A 15,645-nucleotide genomic window follows, 5' to 3' on the forward strand; every position below is an offset into this window, starting at 1 on the left:
AAACAAAATATCATCACTTTCAAATATAATGGAACAATTACTGCGTTAAATGCTGTTTCTAAAATTCGTTCTCAGTGCGTTCACTCCATAAAATGTGAGTTTATTGATTAATAAATTCTGATTTAGCTTAGTACCATGACAGCTAAAAAGTTTATGCTGAATGAAAAAATGATACATAGAGTCCCCGCGAGTTTTTGAGCGCGTGACTTTTTCATTAATATATGTTGTATTCTTGACTTTTGGCGATAGTGCAGTGTATAATATTGATAGTATTAAGGTTACTATGATAAATCAGAATTTATAGGTGGGATTATTATGTGGGAAAAGTTTCGGTTCAACGAACCTTATATTGGAGATAATGTTACAGAAATCAATGGTGTCAAATTACCTCAAAGCTATATTGATTTTATGCTAAAGCATAATGGCGGCGAAGGGGATATTGGACAAACTTGGTTATTATTGTATCGTATTGAAGAATTGAAAAAAATAAACGATGAGTATGGATTGAGCGATATTTTACCAAATCATATAGTCATTGGTTCTAATGGTGGAGAGGAATTTTATGGTATAGATGCTAATGGGATGTTCTTTAATATTCCATCATTATTTGACGAACAAGATGTAACAGTTCTTTGTGATGATATGGAGATATTCGCAGAAAAAGTAAATGATTTTTGGAAAAATCTATAGTTGTATAAATTCTGATTTACACAAGGAGATAAAAATGTTTAAAGGATTTTCACAGGAGGCGCTGGAGTTTCTCCTCGGTATAAGGCATAACAATAACAAGGACTGGTTCGAGCCGCGAAAATCAGTTTACACCAAAAAAGTGTATGAGCCTTTAAAGGCTCTCGGAGAGGAACTTTTTGCGCCATTTGCAGATATAGACGGTATGATTTACAAAGTGGGCAGGATATACCGAGACGAGAATTTTGCTCCCTATCTGCACTATCGAGATACTATGTGGCTATACGTTCGCTATGATGCATGGTACTGGAACAAGACTCCCACCCTTTATTTCGAACTTTCTCCCGAGGGAGCTGAGTTCGGATTCCGTATTTCAAAGCCTGAAGCCGCAGTTATGGAACGTTTCCGCAGCGGATTACTTGAGGACGCAGATCCATTTCTCAACATGGTCGATGATCTTGTTGAAAAGTATGGGCTTACTCTCGGTGGGGAGGAATACAAGCGTAAAAAGTCCTGCCCTGTACCGGAGTTGGAGCGCTTTTTCGCGAAAAAGGGCTTCAGCTTGTATACTAAGGTCGGCGCCCCGTCGGAGTTATTTTCTCGTAAAATAGCCGAGCATACAGCCGAGGTCTTTCAGGCAGTGCAGCCTCTCAACGACTATTTCCACGAGATAGTCGAAATGGAGGAGCTTGCAAAGGAGTTGCTGAAAGACGAAAAGCCGCAGCAGTCCGAAACTGAGATGAAGATGGTAAAAGCTCCCAGTGTTGAATTCATGTGGTAGCGAAGAGCCTGCGTCCTCCATAACCACATTGTTGCTTGCAAGCTCGTTTACAATTATCAAAAAAGATAACTGTACATTGCTTACGGCTAATTTGTGAGGTACATATTGTACAAAGGTATCGCATACAATGATTTCTTCGCATACATAATTAAACATTAAAAAAGACCTCTCACGTCTTCAAAGCTTAGGGTGGGCTGCAAGGCGAGGTTTATCCCGAAGGCAAGGAGCTGCGAGGCTCTCTCTGTCAGACGATCGATATCACGGGGAGTTACCATCATATTTGGTAGCTCTCCGTTTATCTTTTTTCCGGTGAGGCTTCTTACTATGGTGTGCATATCCACGACTGTAGGAACTCCCACGGCTATAACGGGTATACCGAAAAGCTTTTCCGACAGCTCCTTGCGCTCGTTGGAAACTCCACTTCCCGGAGAGATACCTGTGTCAGTCAACTGTATTGTAGTGCCAAGACGGCTTATATCAGTGCATGCAAGGGCGTCAATAGCAATAATGGCGGCAGGACTGAGCTCCGCCGCTATAGCTCGGACTATCTCTGCGGTTTCGATACCGGTCTGTCCCATAACTCCTCCGGAAAAGGCACTAACACGCCTTAGGGACGTGAGGAAGTGCTCTTCACCAATGTCTGGATTATTGTGTAAATGCCGGGTAGCAAGTACCTTTGAAGCTGTCTGCGGACCTATTGCATCGGGAGTTATGTCATTATTGCCAAGTCCTGCCACAAGCACCTCTCCCTCAGGCAGAAGAGCTGAGAGTTCCTGTGCAAGCTCCTCTGCCATAAGCCTGTAATCCTCGGAAAAACAGCTGAGATTGCTACCCTCAAGGGTTATATACCGTCCCTTTCCCTTGCCTATTGAAGAAAGACAGCTGTCGTCGTCGATGATTATTTCGGTTATGCTGAATATTTCGCCTCTTGTACGTATATGAACACTTTCGGGAATATCCTCTCTGGATATGCTTTCAAGTGCGAGATCTGTGCGGATTTCCATATAAACCTCCGTATATTGTGCATTATGCTTTAATTGTGGAAAATATTTCTCAGGATTATTTCACTTTTAACTATTGCAAACAGTGTTGAAAAATGCTATAATTATATTTGTCTCAGTAGGGCAGCTGTGCGTTGCAGCTGTCAGGGAGTGAACTAAACCCGTGTTTGCTCCTATTATTTGTTAAATGCGGATGTTTATTCGGTCTGCATAATTCAAGGAGGTGTAACAAAATGCCAAACATTAAGTCTGCAAAGAAGAGAGTAAAGGTCAATGCTACAAAGGCTGCTGCTAACAAGGCAAGAAAGTCCAATCTTAAGACTATCCTCAAGAAGGCTGATGCAGCTGTAACAAGCGGTGCTGCTGACAAGGCAGAGGCTATCAAGGTTGCTATCAAGAGAGTTGATCAGGCTTGCGCAAAGGGTCTTATGCACAAGAATAAGGCTGCAAGAAAGAAGTCACAGCTCACTAAGAAGCTCAACTCTGCTGAATAAGGTCTTTTTTGATCATATAAGTATTAAATCCCCCTGCGGACAACTCACGGTCGGCAGGGGGCGTTTTTATTAGGTGCCTGTGAGCATAGTCATAAAGCTTGCAGAGTATTACGGCACAAGTATAGATTATATTCTCAATCTGACAGATGAAAAAATATCTGGTAAAAAATAATTCCCCTAAGTTAGGGGAATTATTTCAGTTCATATTCACTTTTTCGAGCTCCTTGAGAACATGCTCCATGACTTCCTCGGGAGTGGGTACTTTACCCTTGCCAATCTTGTTTATAGGTGCATCGGGGTCTTTGCAGGCTTCTGCTATGGATTTTTCTATCTCGCGTCTAACTTCTTCTTCGGTCACTCCGTTCTTTGCAGCGACCTCTTTAAAAATGTGTTTCTTCATTAATATCCCTCCAATAAATTTTTCCATGATGACGGATACTGTTTATTACGGATATTGGAATAGCTCAGTGGTAAAAAATAACAATAATACCCCATTGAGTATAAGAGCTCTGGACTGTGTGGTATTTTTTATACACGGTTATTTTATGATATTATCTTTATTTATGCCGGTAATATCATTCCTTGACGTATACTCCGACTATCTCGGATATATAAGCTCTGTGGTACGGATCCGAGGAAAAGAATTTTTCTGGGATACCGTCATCGGTGAGGAAGCCGCTTTCCTGCATATCGTAACTGTAAAGCCTGCGGCATACCAGAATGAGCTCTGCCTCTGCGAATGTCATACAACCGTTGATCTCAGTGGGAGTAAGGCCTGTTTCCTTAGCCTTGTCGCAGTCTCTGCCTGAATGGGCGCCGCAGAAGGAAAGGGCGTTTCTGTATTCTTCGCCGAAAAAGCTTGCTGTAAAGCATTCGTCATTGTCAATGAACTCGTAGGTATAGCGGTTGGGTCTGATATAGCAGGTCAGAACGTTTTTGTTCCAAAGAACGCCGAGCTGTCCCCATGAAGCGGTCATGGTATTGAATTTTTCCTTGTTTCCTCCTGTCAGGAGCATCCATTGCTTGCCTATCTTATCGAAGGGATTGAATGAAAGCTCGCTGATATCGATTTTTCTGAATGCCATGATGAATCTCCTTTACTGTTATTCTGCTGCTGAGCAGAAAAGCTTTGCTCAGCGATATATAAATCCGGGATCCTTCACAGCTTACCTGATATCAGTGAGTTCTGAGTGCGCCTTTGTAGCGCAGCCGGAGCTTATCCGTGATAAGTGCGATAAATTCCGAATTTGTAGGCTTGCCCTTTCCAGTATCTACTGTGTAGCCGAAAAAGGAATTGAGGGTGTCAACGTTGCCCCTGTCCCAAGCTATTTCTATAGCGTGGCGGATAGCACGTTCAACACGGGAGGAAGTGGTATCATAAATACCTGCGACAGTGGGATAGAGTAGCTTTGTAACGCTGTCAAGCAGGGTTTTATCCTCTATGGAATATAGGATAGCTGTTCTAAGGTAGTGGTATCCCTTAATATGGGCAGGGACTCCCAGCTGATGTATCATGTCGGTGACTACCACCTCCATATCATCGCTAAGACTGCTCACTCTGTCGCCGAGAGCAGAGTTTATAGCTGTACACAAGTCGTCGGCGCTGCATGGACGGAGCATGAAGCGAGAGGCTCCGTTTTCTGTCACCTGACGCTCGATGAACTCGTTGTCATAAGAAGATGTTATGATGAAAACAGGCGGTTTTATGCCTGATTCCCTGACATTCTTCATCAGGGATATAACATCGCCGTTTTGGGACGAGATATCTAGGATGGCTGCGTCAGGGGGATCCTTTTTTATGGATTCAAGTATAACGCCGCAGTCCTTGCGTCTTGTGTAAGCATACATACCCTTTTCACGGAGCTTATTTGCCACGCTGACGCCTGTTTCGGCAGAATCGTCGCCTATAAGCACCTTAACTTTGTTATTCATATTTTATACCTCCTTTTGTCTGCGGTTTTCGACCGCTTAATAATGATATCACATCACAAAAGGAGCAGCAACGAGGTATTTTAGGATTTTATGCGGTTTTTGCGCCGGAAATGTAACAGCTCCGACCTGTTAAAAAACGCCGTCGAATAAAGCTGTCGCATAAATATGAATATTTATGGAAAAGGTTATTTTTTACGTTTTTTGCCAGCGAGAACGTCATCTGTCATATTTCTCACCTTTGTTCCCTCAGGGAAAAGCTTGTCGGCAAGCTTCTGAAGAGCGTTCTTTTTTACTGGTTTTGTATGGACAGGAGCAAGTTTCGGTTCGCTTTCGGGTCTTCCCCATTTTTTACTGCCTTTATCGGAAAGAAAGGGGATTATTTTTTCTCTGTCGCCGATATAGCTGTGTTTTTCGAGGAATTCCAGTGCCAGCTGACAGCCTTCGCTGCCGTATTTCCCAATAAAATCGCCGAAATGATGATACAGCATCTTCTCAAAATCGAGCCTGCCGTCCATAATTTTCTTATTTTTCTCCATAGCCGCGATAAGCTCGGATTGCATATCCGATTGTGGCTCAAAGTCTTTAATAAAGCAAAGTGGACCGAGTATTATGAAGCCTATCATATATTCGTCGCAGCAGAAGTCGCTTTTAGGCAGTTTGTTCTGCGGAGCGTCGAAGCCGTAGGCAGCATACAGTGCAAAGGCACACCTCAGCGCCATGAACTGCTTTTCATCTATGTCATAGAGATGCTTCTCTTCTATAAAGCCCCTGAGTCTGCCCGATTTTACCATAAGGGGCAGCACGGGCTGGAGCAGCAGGGCTTTCATGCCGCGCTGTATGGTAGCTTCCACATCGTTTATCAAGTCGCTGCCTATATGGAGTATATTTTCTGCGCCGACTCCGGATTTTTTTATAACAAGGTCTATGAAGCCTGTTGCCGCGGAATCGGGGATACTGCTTTCCGAGGGTATAACAAGGGAGCTGTATTCGCCGTAGCCACAGTCGCAGAGTATCTTTACCACAACATCACGTGGGTAGTATGAATCAGAGACTACTATGACCTTGTTCCGGCAGTATTTAGCCTTATCAAAAAGGAGCTTTCCGGTTTTCCTCGGAAATGCGAAATGATGTACAAGATCACATTCCCTTATAATGAGCTTTTCGCGGCAGGCTGGAGAAATGCCGCTGAGCTTTACGAATATGTCGTATATCTTTTCAAGGGTGACATTGCCCTTGAGAGCATATTTTTTTTCCGCAGCCCTCTGAGCTTCGGTACGGAGTTCGGTAAATGTCTTTTTGCCAGTATTGTACATTGCGAAGTCGTCTTCCATAAAGAGAAACAGGTCTTCAGGCTGAGAAAAGGGCATGAGCACAAGAGTGTCCCACATTTTGAAGCTAACCGCCGCGTGGTCGTTTCGGGAGACCTCGCGGAGCATTTTTTCTGTGAGATCCTTCTGCACTTCGGAATAAGGTCTTACCGGAGCAAAATCGTCATTCATCCGCGTCCTCCTTCTTCTCCTCATCTGGCTCGGGCTCGTCCAAGCCCCTGAGCTTTCTGTATTCATCGAGAGTTATGGCTCCGTCGGAGTTGTAGGCTCTTATGAGGGCTTCCTTGTTTGTGTATTCCTCGCTGTATTCGCCCTTATCGTCTTGTATGTATTTTCCGTACCATACTCCAAAGAAGGACCATACTGCATTATCGCGAAAAGCCGCGTCCATATCAGGAACGCTTCCGCATTCGCTTATAGCTATTATCTTGTCAGTGCCCACGAATTTCTGCACTGCCGCGAAGACATCGTAATACCTGTTTCCGTAGTCCTTTTCGTCGTTTATATACAGGTCTACCGAGGCGATGTCGAAGGTACGCTTATCAACGACGCTGTTCTCGCTTTGACCGTTCCATACCCATATAAGGTTATCCAGATCAAAATACTTCGTGAAGCGATCGTATATCAGCTGCCACAGCCATTTATATGGCTTGTCGCCCTGTGCGCCCCACCAGTACCAGCTGCCGCTGCCCTCGGGGAGAGGTCTCCACATTACGGGCACACCGCGGTTTTTGAGAGAGGTCAGCTGGCCTGCCATGCTGTCTATATCAAGTATCAGACCGTAGCATTCCTTGGAAATATTTCCCTTGCTGTAGAGTTCTCGTATTTCCTCTTCGGTGAGCTCGGCAAGCTCTTCCTCGGTAACAGCCTTTGAGATATCGAAATCTGTTTCTTCTGTGCGCATACTGCTCTTCTTGTCGGAGGGCGCCTTCCAGTACCAGCTTATACAGGGGATACCGCCATTGAAATACCATTCAGCCGAGGCGTCTATCTCCTTGAAGCACTCGTCGAAGCTATCACCAGGAACGTCGAGGATCGAGCAGCGTATCACTGGATATTTTCCCGTAGTATGGTATATTAGGTCTAGCTCGGTATTGCCCCCGCTGTAGGCGTACTGTCCTGTCAGCATTTTCTTTCCGTAGTTTTCCGACAGGAAGCTCATCAGTTCCTTTGCGGATTCTCCTGCGTTTTTGTTCACGAGCTCTCCCTTTGCGTCGTAGCTTATATCGCTGAGGGAGGTATTATTCTCTATTTTCAGGTAATCAATGCACATATCGCCGTTCAGCGGAGTTATTTCGAGCTTTTGCTTTCCCTTTGTGAGGAATACTCCGTAAATGGTGATATATGTAAACTTGCCATCGCCCTTGGAGCTAAATACTGTCAGCTGCTTGTCGCCGAGAGATATGCGGCAGTCAACAGCCTTTTCGGATGAGATATTGAAGGATAGGTCGTAATGCTGATTTGTTGGAACATCTATCTCGAAGACTACGGAAGCCTTTCCCTCGTTGCCGAAACCCGTAACGTAAGCGTCGCCGCTGAAATCTGGCATATCCGTTGCAGCCTTTGCACCGCCTTTTATCTCGCCGTTCTCAGCCTCGTAGAGGCTTCCAGATTCCTTCTTCTCTATCTCGGGATAGGTAACGGGATAATCAGGATAGGTCTCCACTGGTGCGGTAGTCGTTGCCGCTGTGGTGGGTTCTGAGGCCGATTCCTCAATTATCGGAACGGGAGCGGTGATCTTATTCTTTTTGCTGCAAGCAGCCAAAGTCGATAGGGCAGCTCCCACAGCAGCTGCAAGAGCAATGATTTTGCGAATGTCCATTTATTCCTCCTGAGAGATCATGCCTTTATTGTATAGGTACAGCCCTGTTCTGTGCTGAATACTATCAGACCGTCCTCTGTGCGGAGATTTATGGGATCTCCGTCGCAGGATACACTTACTGCGCAGTTTGCGCGTAGCTTAAGCTCGCCTCCAAGCTCAGAGGTAATCTCTGCACGGGTGAGCTTATTTGCAGTCCAGAAGATATTGACGGTAAAGCCGCCCTTTGCTTTGAGACCACATACGTGACCGTTGTTCCATTCGTCTGGGAGCGCAGGCAGAAGATTTATTTCTCCGCCGCAGCTCTGCATGAGAGCCTCTGCTATAGCGGCAGTTCCGCCGAAGTTTCCTTCCAGCTGCAAAGCCGGCTTGGAAACGGTCATATTCGGATTTGTATAATGTGAGAGCAGACGCATCAGGTTCTCGTAGACCATTCTGCCGTCAAAGAGCCTTGCCCACATATTCGTTACCCATGCGCTGCTGTAGCCTGTATGACCGCCGCCGTGGATTATCCTGCGGACGAGGGTTGCTCTTGCGGCGTCAGCAAGCTTGGGTGTCCTTATGGGCGATATTAGACCTGCAGGATAGAGGGCGAAAAGCTGCGAGATACGGGTATGTCCGATATCTGTCTCGTCGTAATCCTCATCCCATTCCATTATCTGTCCATACTTGCCCACCTGAGGTTGTGGGAGTTTTCTAAGCATAGCTGTCAGCTTTGCGGCAAACGTCTCGTCTCTGCCGAGTATATGCGCAGCCTTGACAGCCGAGCAGAAGAGTACAGTGAGTATCTGCGAGTCCATTGCAGGACCCATGCATATACTTGCCTGAACGCCGTTTTCGCCAATATAGGAGTTTTCCGGCGAGACCGAGGGCCCTGTGACAAGTCTGCCGTTGCCGTCATCTGTGAGGTAATCCATGAAGAACTCGGCGGCTTCTTTTAATATATGGTATTTCTCGGCAAGGAAATCCGTGTCGAGGGTATATTCATAGTGTTCAAATACGTGTATAGCCAGCCATGCTCCGCCCATAGGCCATATACTTGCAGCACTGTTTTCGCCCTGAGGAGCTGAATCACCCCATATATCAGTATGGCTGTGGCACACGAAACCCTTGTTTATACCGTACATCTCTTTGGCCGTGACTCTGCCGTTGCCGCAGACGCGCTCAAGCAGATCGAAAAGGGGCAGATGGCACTCGGAAAGGTTGCAGCTCTCTGCAGGCCAGTAGCTCATCTCAGTATTGAGATTGAGACAGTAGCGGCTGCCGTTGGGAGGTGACATAAGGTCGTTCCATAATCCCTGAAGATTTGCGGGTTGAGTGCCTGCACGGCTGCAAGATATCATAAGGTATCTTCCAAAATTGAAGTAGAGCTCGATGAGCTTGTTGTCATTGATGAGACGGCGACAGTCTGTATTGTCCAGCTCGTCGCCCTTTATTCTGTCGAGGCGCTCGGTAGTGGAAAGGAGATTAAGCTCCTCGCCGCTGTTGTCGTTGAGGGAGAGGTCGACTCTTTCGAAAAGCTCCTTGTAGTCATTCACATGGCGGTAGTAGAGCTCATCAAAGTCGCACTGTAAAGCCATTTCAGCGTCAAGTTTTGCGGAATCTTCGTACATCTGGCTGTAGAAGCTGGTGCGGACCGACAGCACCAACATTACTTCGTCAGCGTCTTTAACACATATCCTGCTGCCTACAGTTTTTATATCGCCGCCCTTTGCAGAGGCTCCGAGGCAGGCTGCAAAGAATATACCGTCGCGGCTTCCAGTGCCGCCGTTAAAGAGTATCATATTTTTACCGCAGGGGCGGTTATCGTCGTAGCAATCGTCTCGTCCGCCAAGGCCACATGAAAGCGATACCGAGCCAGGCTCAGAGGCGTGTACACGAACTACCATTACCTCGTCGGGGGCGGATACGAAGTATTCCTTCGTATATATCACACCGTTCACGGAGAATGTGGCGTCAGCAACAGCACTGCCTATATCTAGGCTGCGTGAATACTCACGGGCTTTGCCGCCGGTCTCAAGAACAATCTCAAGCTCTCCCAGAGGCATATACCGGCGCATATTCGGTGTAACACCCTGCATTTTGTTCAAAGCAGCTTCCTCTGCTTCGGCTGTCCTGCCCTCACTGAGGAGACTGCGTACCTCTTTGAAGCCCTCTGCCGCATCAGGATTGATCCTGTGGCGGAGACCGCCAGACCAAACAGAGTCCTCGTTTAGGAGGATAGCTTCGTTTAAAGCTGTACCGTAAACCATTGCGCCGATACGGCCGTTTCCGATAGGCAGAGCTTCGCTGAAGCTCTCTGCTGGAGAATCGTATTTCATTAAAGTTTCAGTACTCATATTACATTGCTCCTATTGGATAAAGTCGTCGTCTGCCTTTTGAAAATATAATGATTATCATAATATTATACCACAAATTGCTTTTTATTGCAAATTTGTTCATATCTTGCTTCAAAATTCCAAACAAATTACAAAATCATGGGCTGATCACATGAATGTTTTGGGAGAAATATATGAAACTATTGTGCAATTTTGATATTTTGCGTTTTATGTTGACACTTCCTGCAAAAACCGTTAAAATAAAAGGAAAGATGTAAGGGTATTGCCGTTTCACTATAGATGATAGACAGACCACATATATATTATACGCTGAAAGGAGAATAAAATGAGACGTATCATAAGTTTATTTACCATATGCGTACTTACGGCAACTTTATGTTCATGCAGTGACAAGAAAGACGATATAACTCCGGAAAAGCCTGAAAACACCGTGACAGAAAGCGCTTTTGAAAGCGGTGATACGATTGTTAATGAAAACGCAGATACTGAAAACGCTTCGGAAGAGACTGAGAGCGCTACTGCCGAAGAGGGCAAATCTCAGAAAAGGATTATTAGTTCGGACGAATTCATGACTATAAATGTACCACCTGTGTTCACAGGTGAAAAAGCCGACTGTGAGATCGAGAGCTATGACCTGAGTAGTATTGATTTTGGCGAAAGGATACCGGTATGCAACAGAGCTGAAAACGCAGAGGAGTTTTATAGCGACATGAAAGGATACCGTATTGTAGACATAGACGATTTTAGATACCGTACAAATGTGGACTGGCACGATTATGCTGGTAAGCCTGAAAAAAGCTTTATGATAAACAGCTTTGCCGATAATGGGAAAATATATCTGCTTGTTGATTACGGACTGATTATTGATAATAACATCATCCACAAGGGCTGTTATGAGTGGGCGTTGTTCAGCTATGACACAGGGAGCGGCAAGACAGAAGAGGTATACAGCTGGTCATCTGACGCTGTAGATACGTACTGCTGCAATGTGGTTTTAACTGGCGGCGAGGTGTTCTGCTGCATAAGAAGCGGTGAAAAAGTATATGTAAATGTTATTGATCTCAGCTCGTGCAAGGAAAGAACGGTGTTTGAAAAAGAGAGCAACTCCGAAATGTTTGCGCTTACAACAGGCAGTAGATTTTCTTTAATATTTGAAACAACAAGTAAAGATACAGTATTTCTTATTGAGACTATTGAGGCTCTTTCATATTCATACAAACAGAAAAGGTATTATTACGACAGTGTTAATGACTGCTTTACAGAGGATTACATCGGTATTGATCCGTTTTTAAATTCCGGCGGTACGATTGCTACTGATGAATATGAATTTAGTATAAATGAAGACAGCATCGGTCTGCTGTACATAGAAAAGAATCGTTTATATTTCTATAGCAAGAGCGGTATTGAGACCTATGATCTTGAAAAGAATGAGTGCTATATTAATCCGCTGTCCGATATATATTTTTACAAGGCAGGGGTAAAAGATGGAAAGATATTCCTTCTGGGCAGCGAAATAAAATGTCTTATACCGGAGCTGGGGCTAATTTTTGACGTTCTTGACAGCGGGGAATATCAGATGAGTGAAGACAACGGCATAATATATGTGACAGACTTTGCAAAAGGCAATGAAAAGCTGTATGTGATAAAATAAAAAAAGCCTGTATTCGGGCTGAAAGGAGAATAAAATGAGACGTATCATAAGTTTATTTACCATATGTGTACTTGCGGCAGGTTTGTGTTCCTGCAATGACAAGAAGAAAGACGGCAAGCCAGAGCTCCCGGAGGATGAGGTTATCAGCGAGACTGTTACTGAAGCCGGTTACGAAATCGGAGAGGCTGATGAAAACATGATAGGTGTTGTTAAAGAGAAGCCTGAAAAAGCCGGAGAAGAGCCGGAGAAGAGCACTGGCGGAGAGAATCCGGCTGATAAAAAGACTGTTTCGTCAGAAGACTTCAAAAAGATAAATGTTGAAACTGTAAATACCGGAAAAAAGGATTCATGCAGCATAACGAAATATAATATCAACAGGGCGGATTTCGGCGAAAAACTGCCTGTATGCAACAGAGCCGAAAACGCACAGGACTTTTATACCGGCTCAAACGCCAAACGTATGATAAGCGGAAACGATATAGGTTATCCTGACTATATCGACTGGCATGAATATGTGGACAAGCCGGAGGAAGGTATCTTAAAGGGCTGCTTTATTGTGGACAACAATATTTATCTGCTCGTTTGTTACGGAATAGTATCCAGTACGAACACCCCGGACAGCGGCTGCTATGACTGGGCGTTGTTCAGCTATGACGAAAAAAGCGGCGAAAGCCGGAAGGTATACGACTGGTCGTCGGAAAGCATTGATAATATCTGCCGCGGAAATGTTTTCAATGGAGATGAGATGTTTTTCGTTGAGAAAAACGGCGATAACGTATCTATAAATGCTGTTGATCTGAATACACTGGAGGAAAGAACGGTATTTGAAAAAACCGGCACTGCCGATATTTTTGAACTTGAAAGATACGGTGTAAATCAGGGATTGAAAGAGGATATGCTGCTGTATATAGAAATCGGTGATTTTCTTTCAAAAGAGCCGGTTTTTACTATTTATTGTTATGACAGTGATGAGGACAGCTTCAAGGAGATCAGTGAAGAGGAGCTTGGCGTCAGCGAATCTGAAGAAGCTACGTACAGTATCTCTAATGATAAGTATACTTTTAAGATGATGTCGGGAAATATTGCCTTTTTCCTCATAGACTCAGATGATAAACGTGTATATTTCAGAGGTTCGGATGATATTGAAACATTTGATATTGAAAAACAGGAGTGTTATGTAAATACGCTGCCGGGTTCCAACCCGTTCAATACGGTCTGGGTAAGCGGAGGAAAGATATTTTTCATTGGCAATTCAGAAAAGATATTATCTGATTACGGGATCATCGGCGATACTGTAAAATGTATCATACCAGACCTTGGTCTCGTGTTTGACGTGCTCGACGGCGGAGAATACTGTATGGTCCCAAACAACAGCGGAGCTGCTGTTTTTGACACAACAGTTGGCAGTGAGGCGATTTATCTGATAAACGAGTAAGGACATAGCAAAAAAGCCATAAGAAAAGTGAGCTGATATTATCAGCAAAACACTTCTTATGGCTTTCAGTTTGTTTGCGTTATCTTCCGGAGAATATTTCTCCGCTGTAAGATCGGGCAGAGCCTGATTTACTTTACCTTATTTGCAATATCGTCGAGGAGCTTGCCGACAAAGTCATTCGGGCTCATGGAGCCGAGGTCACCCTCGCGTCTTGAGGATACGGAAACAGTTCCGTTTTCGACCTCCTTGTCACCGATAGTTACCCATACAGGCAGCTTTTCAAGTCTTGCGTCACGAACCTTCTTGCCAACCTTCTCGGCTCTGTCATCGATAGTTGCACGTATGCCTGCGGCTTCAAGCTTTGACATGAGCTCGTTGCAGAAGTCAAGGTGACGGTCAGCAACTGGAACGATACGGACCTGCTCGGGAGCCAGCCACAGCGGCATAGCGCCTGCATATTTCTCTATCATGTAAGCGAGAGTACGCTCATAGCAGCCGAGGGATGTTCTGTGTATGATATAGGGAGTTTTCTTTGTGCCATCAACGTCAACGTATTCCATGCCGAAGCGCTGTGCAAGGAGCATATCTATCTGGATAGTAACGAGAGTATCTTCCTTGCCGTAAACGTTTTTGTACTGGATATCAAGCTTAGGACCGTAGAATGCAGCCTCGTCGATACCTATTGTGTATTTGAGTCCGAGGTGGTCGAGTATCTTGCCCATTACTTCCTGAGCGTGGTCCCACTGCTCCTTTGTGCCCTCGTACTTGTTCTTCGGGTTTGCAGGATCCCACTGTGAGAAACGGAAGGTACAGTCTTCGAGGAGCCCTACTGTGCCGAGCATATACTTTGCAAGTTCCAGACAGCCCTTGAATTCCTCTTCAAGCTGTTCGGGACGGAGTACAAGATGTCCCTCTGAGATAGTGAACTGACGTACACGGATAAGACCGTGCATTTCGCCTGAATCCTCTTTGCGGAACAGTGTCGAGGTCTCGCCCAGACGCATAGGAAGATCGCGGTACGAGCGTTGTCTGTTGAGGAATACCTGATACTGGAAAGGACAGGTCATAGGACGGAGAGCAAAACACTCCTTTTCCTCGTCGTAGGGGTCACCCATGATGAACATACCATCAAGGTAGTGATCCCAGTGACCTGATATCTTAAAGAATTCTCTCTTAGCGAATAAAGGTGTCTTTGTAAGTAGATAGCCGCGCTTCTGCTCTACATCTTCTACCCAACGCTGGAGAAGCTGAACTACTCTTGCGCCCTTTGGTAATAGTACAGGAAGTCCCTGACCGATAACGTCAACTGTTGTGAAGTATTCCAGCTCACGTCCAAGTTTGTTGTGGTCGCGGAGCTTTGCTTCTTCGCGCTGCTTTATATCTGCCTCAAGGTCTGCAGCCTTTGGATAAGCCGTAGCATATACACGGCTGAGCATCTTGTTCTTCTCACTGCCGCGCCAGTAAGCGCCTGTACATGAGATGAGCTTGAAAGCCTTTACGGGAGCTGTTGTCATAAGGTGAGGACCTGCGCACAGGTCGATGAATTCGCCCTGCTTGTAGAATGAAATAGGCTCGCCCTTGTCAACGTGCTCCTCGCAGAGTTCAACCTTGTATGGCTCGTCCATTTCCTTCAGTTTAGCGATAGCCTCGGCAGGTGAAAGCTCGAATTTTTCAAGCTCTATGCCCTCCTTGACAATATTTTTCATTTCAGCCTCAATCTTTTCGAGCTCTTCGGGAGTGAAGGGCTTTTCGAGGTCGAAATCGTAATAGAAGCCGTTGTCGATAGCAGGACCGATTGCAAGCTTTGCAGCAGGATAGAGTCTCTTTACAGCCTGTGCAAGGATATGTGAGGCTGTATGCCAGAATGTCTTTTTACCGTCTAAGGAGTCAAAAGTGCAGACCTCGAACTGGCAGTCACTGTCAATAACAGTGCGGAGATCCTTTACCTCTCCGTTTATCTTTACGCAGCAGGCAGCTTTGAAAAGTCCCATGCCTATGCCCTTTACTATGTCTGCGGCTGACTGTGCAGCCTCAATCTCACGAATGCTGCCGTCGGGTAATGTTAATTTGATCATATTGATCTCTCCTTTTTTATAATGTTTATGTGAATTTATTATTTACTGAACAATTTTCCGTTCTGGTAATAATCGCAGTCATCGATGCGGATATTCTTACGTA

The 15,645-nt window shown here is 45.2% G+C and carries 13 protein-coding genes; 5 read left to right on the forward strand and 8 right to left on the reverse strand.

Annotated elements, in window-relative coordinates; translation table 11 throughout:
• Positions 1–315 precede the first annotated feature (315 nt).
• Together J6U00_RS14375 and J6U00_RS14380 are read left to right on the forward strand one after the other, a co-directional pair.
• Positions 316–690 (forward strand): SMI1/KNR4 family protein, encoded by a 375-nt coding sequence (locus J6U00_RS14375; RefSeq protein WP_296582987.1) that lies wholly within the window; start codon positions 316–318, stop codon positions 688–690.
• Between the two features lie 34 nt (positions 691–724).
• The gene (locus J6U00_RS14380) at positions 725–1,468 is read left to right on the forward strand and encodes a DUF2461 family protein (protein WP_296582990.1); all 744 of its coding nucleotides are present in this window, start codon (positions 725–727) and stop codon (positions 1,466–1,468) included.
• Between the two features lie 155 nt (positions 1,469–1,623).
• Here the strand turns inward: J6U00_RS14380 and gpr are convergent, their stop codons facing one another.
• On the reverse strand, positions 1,624–2,472 hold the full coding sequence (gpr, locus tag J6U00_RS14385) for a GPR endopeptidase (RefSeq protein WP_296582992.1): 849 nt from the start codon (positions 2,470–2,472) through the stop codon (positions 1,624–1,626).
• 230 nt (positions 2,473–2,702) lie between these two features.
• On the opposite strand from gpr, the gene rpsT reads away from it, so the two are divergent.
• Positions 2,703–2,963, forward strand: a complete 261-nt coding sequence (gene rpsT / locus J6U00_RS14390) for a 30S ribosomal protein S20 (RefSeq protein ID WP_296582995.1) — start codon at positions 2,703–2,705, stop codon at positions 2,961–2,963.
• 196 nt (positions 2,964–3,159) lie between these two features.
• Here the strand turns inward: rpsT and J6U00_RS14395 are convergent, their stop codons facing one another.
• The 6 genes from J6U00_RS14395 to J6U00_RS14420 form a co-directional block, all read right to left on the reverse strand.
• Entirely contained in the window at positions 3,160–3,363 is a 204-nt protein-coding gene (locus tag J6U00_RS14395; protein WP_296582996.1) for a hypothetical protein, read from the reverse strand.
• Positions 3,364–3,538: 175 nt separating this feature from the next.
• Positions 3,539–4,048, reverse strand: a complete 510-nt coding sequence (locus tag J6U00_RS14400; protein ID WP_296582997.1) for a flavin reductase — start codon at positions 4,046–4,048, stop codon at positions 3,539–3,541.
• A gap of 91 nt (positions 4,049–4,139) precedes the next feature.
• On the reverse strand, positions 4,140–4,895 hold the full coding sequence (spo0A, locus tag J6U00_RS14405; protein ID WP_296582998.1) for a sporulation transcription factor Spo0A: 756 nt from the start codon (positions 4,893–4,895) through the stop codon (positions 4,140–4,142).
• Positions 4,896–5,080: 185 nt separating this feature from the next.
• Positions 5,081–6,394 carry a hypothetical protein gene (locus J6U00_RS14410; RefSeq protein ID WP_296583000.1) on the reverse strand — a complete coding sequence of 438 codons (1,314 nt, stop codon included), beginning with the start codon at positions 6,392–6,394 and terminating at the stop codon, positions 5,081–5,083.
• Positions 6,387–8,045 carry a glycosyl hydrolase gene (locus J6U00_RS14415; RefSeq protein WP_296583002.1) on the reverse strand — a complete coding sequence of 553 codons (1,659 nt, stop codon included), beginning with the start codon at positions 8,043–8,045 and terminating at the stop codon, positions 6,387–6,389. Before J6U00_RS14415 ends, J6U00_RS14410 begins: the two co-directional genes overlap by 8 nt.
• Positions 8,046–8,062: 17 nt before the next feature.
• On the reverse strand, positions 8,063–10,381 hold the full coding sequence (locus J6U00_RS14420) for a glycoside hydrolase family 95 protein (RefSeq protein ID WP_296583004.1): 2,319 nt from the start codon (positions 10,379–10,381) through the stop codon (positions 8,063–8,065).
• A 325-nt stretch (positions 10,382–10,706) separates the two neighbouring features.
• Between J6U00_RS14420 and J6U00_RS14425 the strand changes: the two genes are divergently transcribed.
• Together J6U00_RS14425 and J6U00_RS14430 are read left to right on the forward strand one after the other, a co-directional pair.
• On the forward strand, positions 10,707–12,032 hold the full coding sequence (locus tag J6U00_RS14425; RefSeq protein WP_296583006.1) for a hypothetical protein: 1,326 nt from the start codon (positions 10,707–10,709) through the stop codon (positions 12,030–12,032).
• Between the two features lie 34 nt (positions 12,033–12,066).
• Positions 12,067–13,467 (forward strand): hypothetical protein, encoded by a 1,401-nt coding sequence (locus J6U00_RS14430; RefSeq protein WP_296583009.1) that lies wholly within the window; start codon positions 12,067–12,069, stop codon positions 13,465–13,467.
• Positions 13,468–13,595: 128 nt separating this feature from the next.
• Here the strand turns inward: J6U00_RS14430 and thrS are convergent, their stop codons facing one another.
• Positions 13,596–15,542, reverse strand: a complete 1,947-nt coding sequence (gene thrS / locus J6U00_RS14435; RefSeq protein WP_296583012.1) for a threonine--tRNA ligase — start codon at positions 15,540–15,542, stop codon at positions 13,596–13,598.
• Positions 15,543–15,645 lie beyond the last annotated feature (103 nt).

Origin of the sequence: Ruminococcus sp. (assembly GCF_017650195.1) — a bacterium.
Classification (GTDB): Bacteria; Bacillota; Clostridia; order Oscillospirales; family Ruminococcaceae; genus Ruminococcus.

What these genes read in the sequence shown, in the direction of transcription:
- J6U00_RS14400 (WP_296582997.1), bottom strand. Translation starts at nt 4,048, where the DNA reads ATGGCATTCAGAAAAATCGATATCAGCGAGCTTTCATTCAATCCCTTC.
- gpr (WP_296582992.1), bottom strand. Translation starts at nt 2,472, where the DNA reads ATGGAAATCCGCACAGATCTCGCACTTGAAAGCATATCCAGAGAGGAT.
- J6U00_RS14430 (WP_296583009.1), top strand. Translation starts at nt 12,067, where the DNA reads ATGAGACGTATCATAAGTTTATTTACCATATGTGTACTTGCGGCAGGT.
- spo0A (WP_296582998.1), bottom strand. Translation starts at nt 4,895, where the DNA reads ATGAATAACAAAGTTAAGGTGCTTATAGGCGACGATTCTGCCGAAACA.
- J6U00_RS14395 (WP_296582996.1), bottom strand. Translation starts at nt 3,363, where the DNA reads ATGAAGAAACACATTTTTAAAGAGGTCGCTGCAAAGAACGGAGTGACC.
- J6U00_RS14415 (WP_296583002.1), bottom strand. Translation starts at nt 8,045, where the DNA reads ATGGACATTCGCAAAATCATTGCTCTTGCAGCTGCTGTGGGAGCTGCC.
- J6U00_RS14410 (WP_296583000.1), bottom strand. Translation starts at nt 6,394, where the DNA reads ATGAATGACGATTTTGCTCCGGTAAGACCTTATTCCGAAGTGCAGAAG.
- J6U00_RS14380 (WP_296582990.1), top strand. Translation starts at nt 725, where the DNA reads ATGTTTAAAGGATTTTCACAGGAGGCGCTGGAGTTTCTCCTCGGTATA.
- rpsT (WP_296582995.1), top strand. Translation starts at nt 2,703, where the DNA reads ATGCCAAACATTAAGTCTGCAAAGAAGAGAGTAAAGGTCAATGCTACA.
- J6U00_RS14375 (WP_296582987.1), top strand. Translation starts at nt 316, where the DNA reads ATGTGGGAAAAGTTTCGGTTCAACGAACCTTATATTGGAGATAATGTT.
- thrS (WP_296583012.1), bottom strand. Translation starts at nt 15,542, where the DNA reads ATGATCAAATTAACATTACCCGACGGCAGCATTCGTGAGATTGAGGCT.
- J6U00_RS14420 (WP_296583004.1), bottom strand. Translation starts at nt 10,381, where the DNA reads ATGAGTACTGAAACTTTAATGAAATACGATTCTCCAGCAGAGAGCTTC.
- J6U00_RS14425 (WP_296583006.1), top strand. Translation starts at nt 10,707, where the DNA reads ATGAGACGTATCATAAGTTTATTTACCATATGCGTACTTACGGCAACT.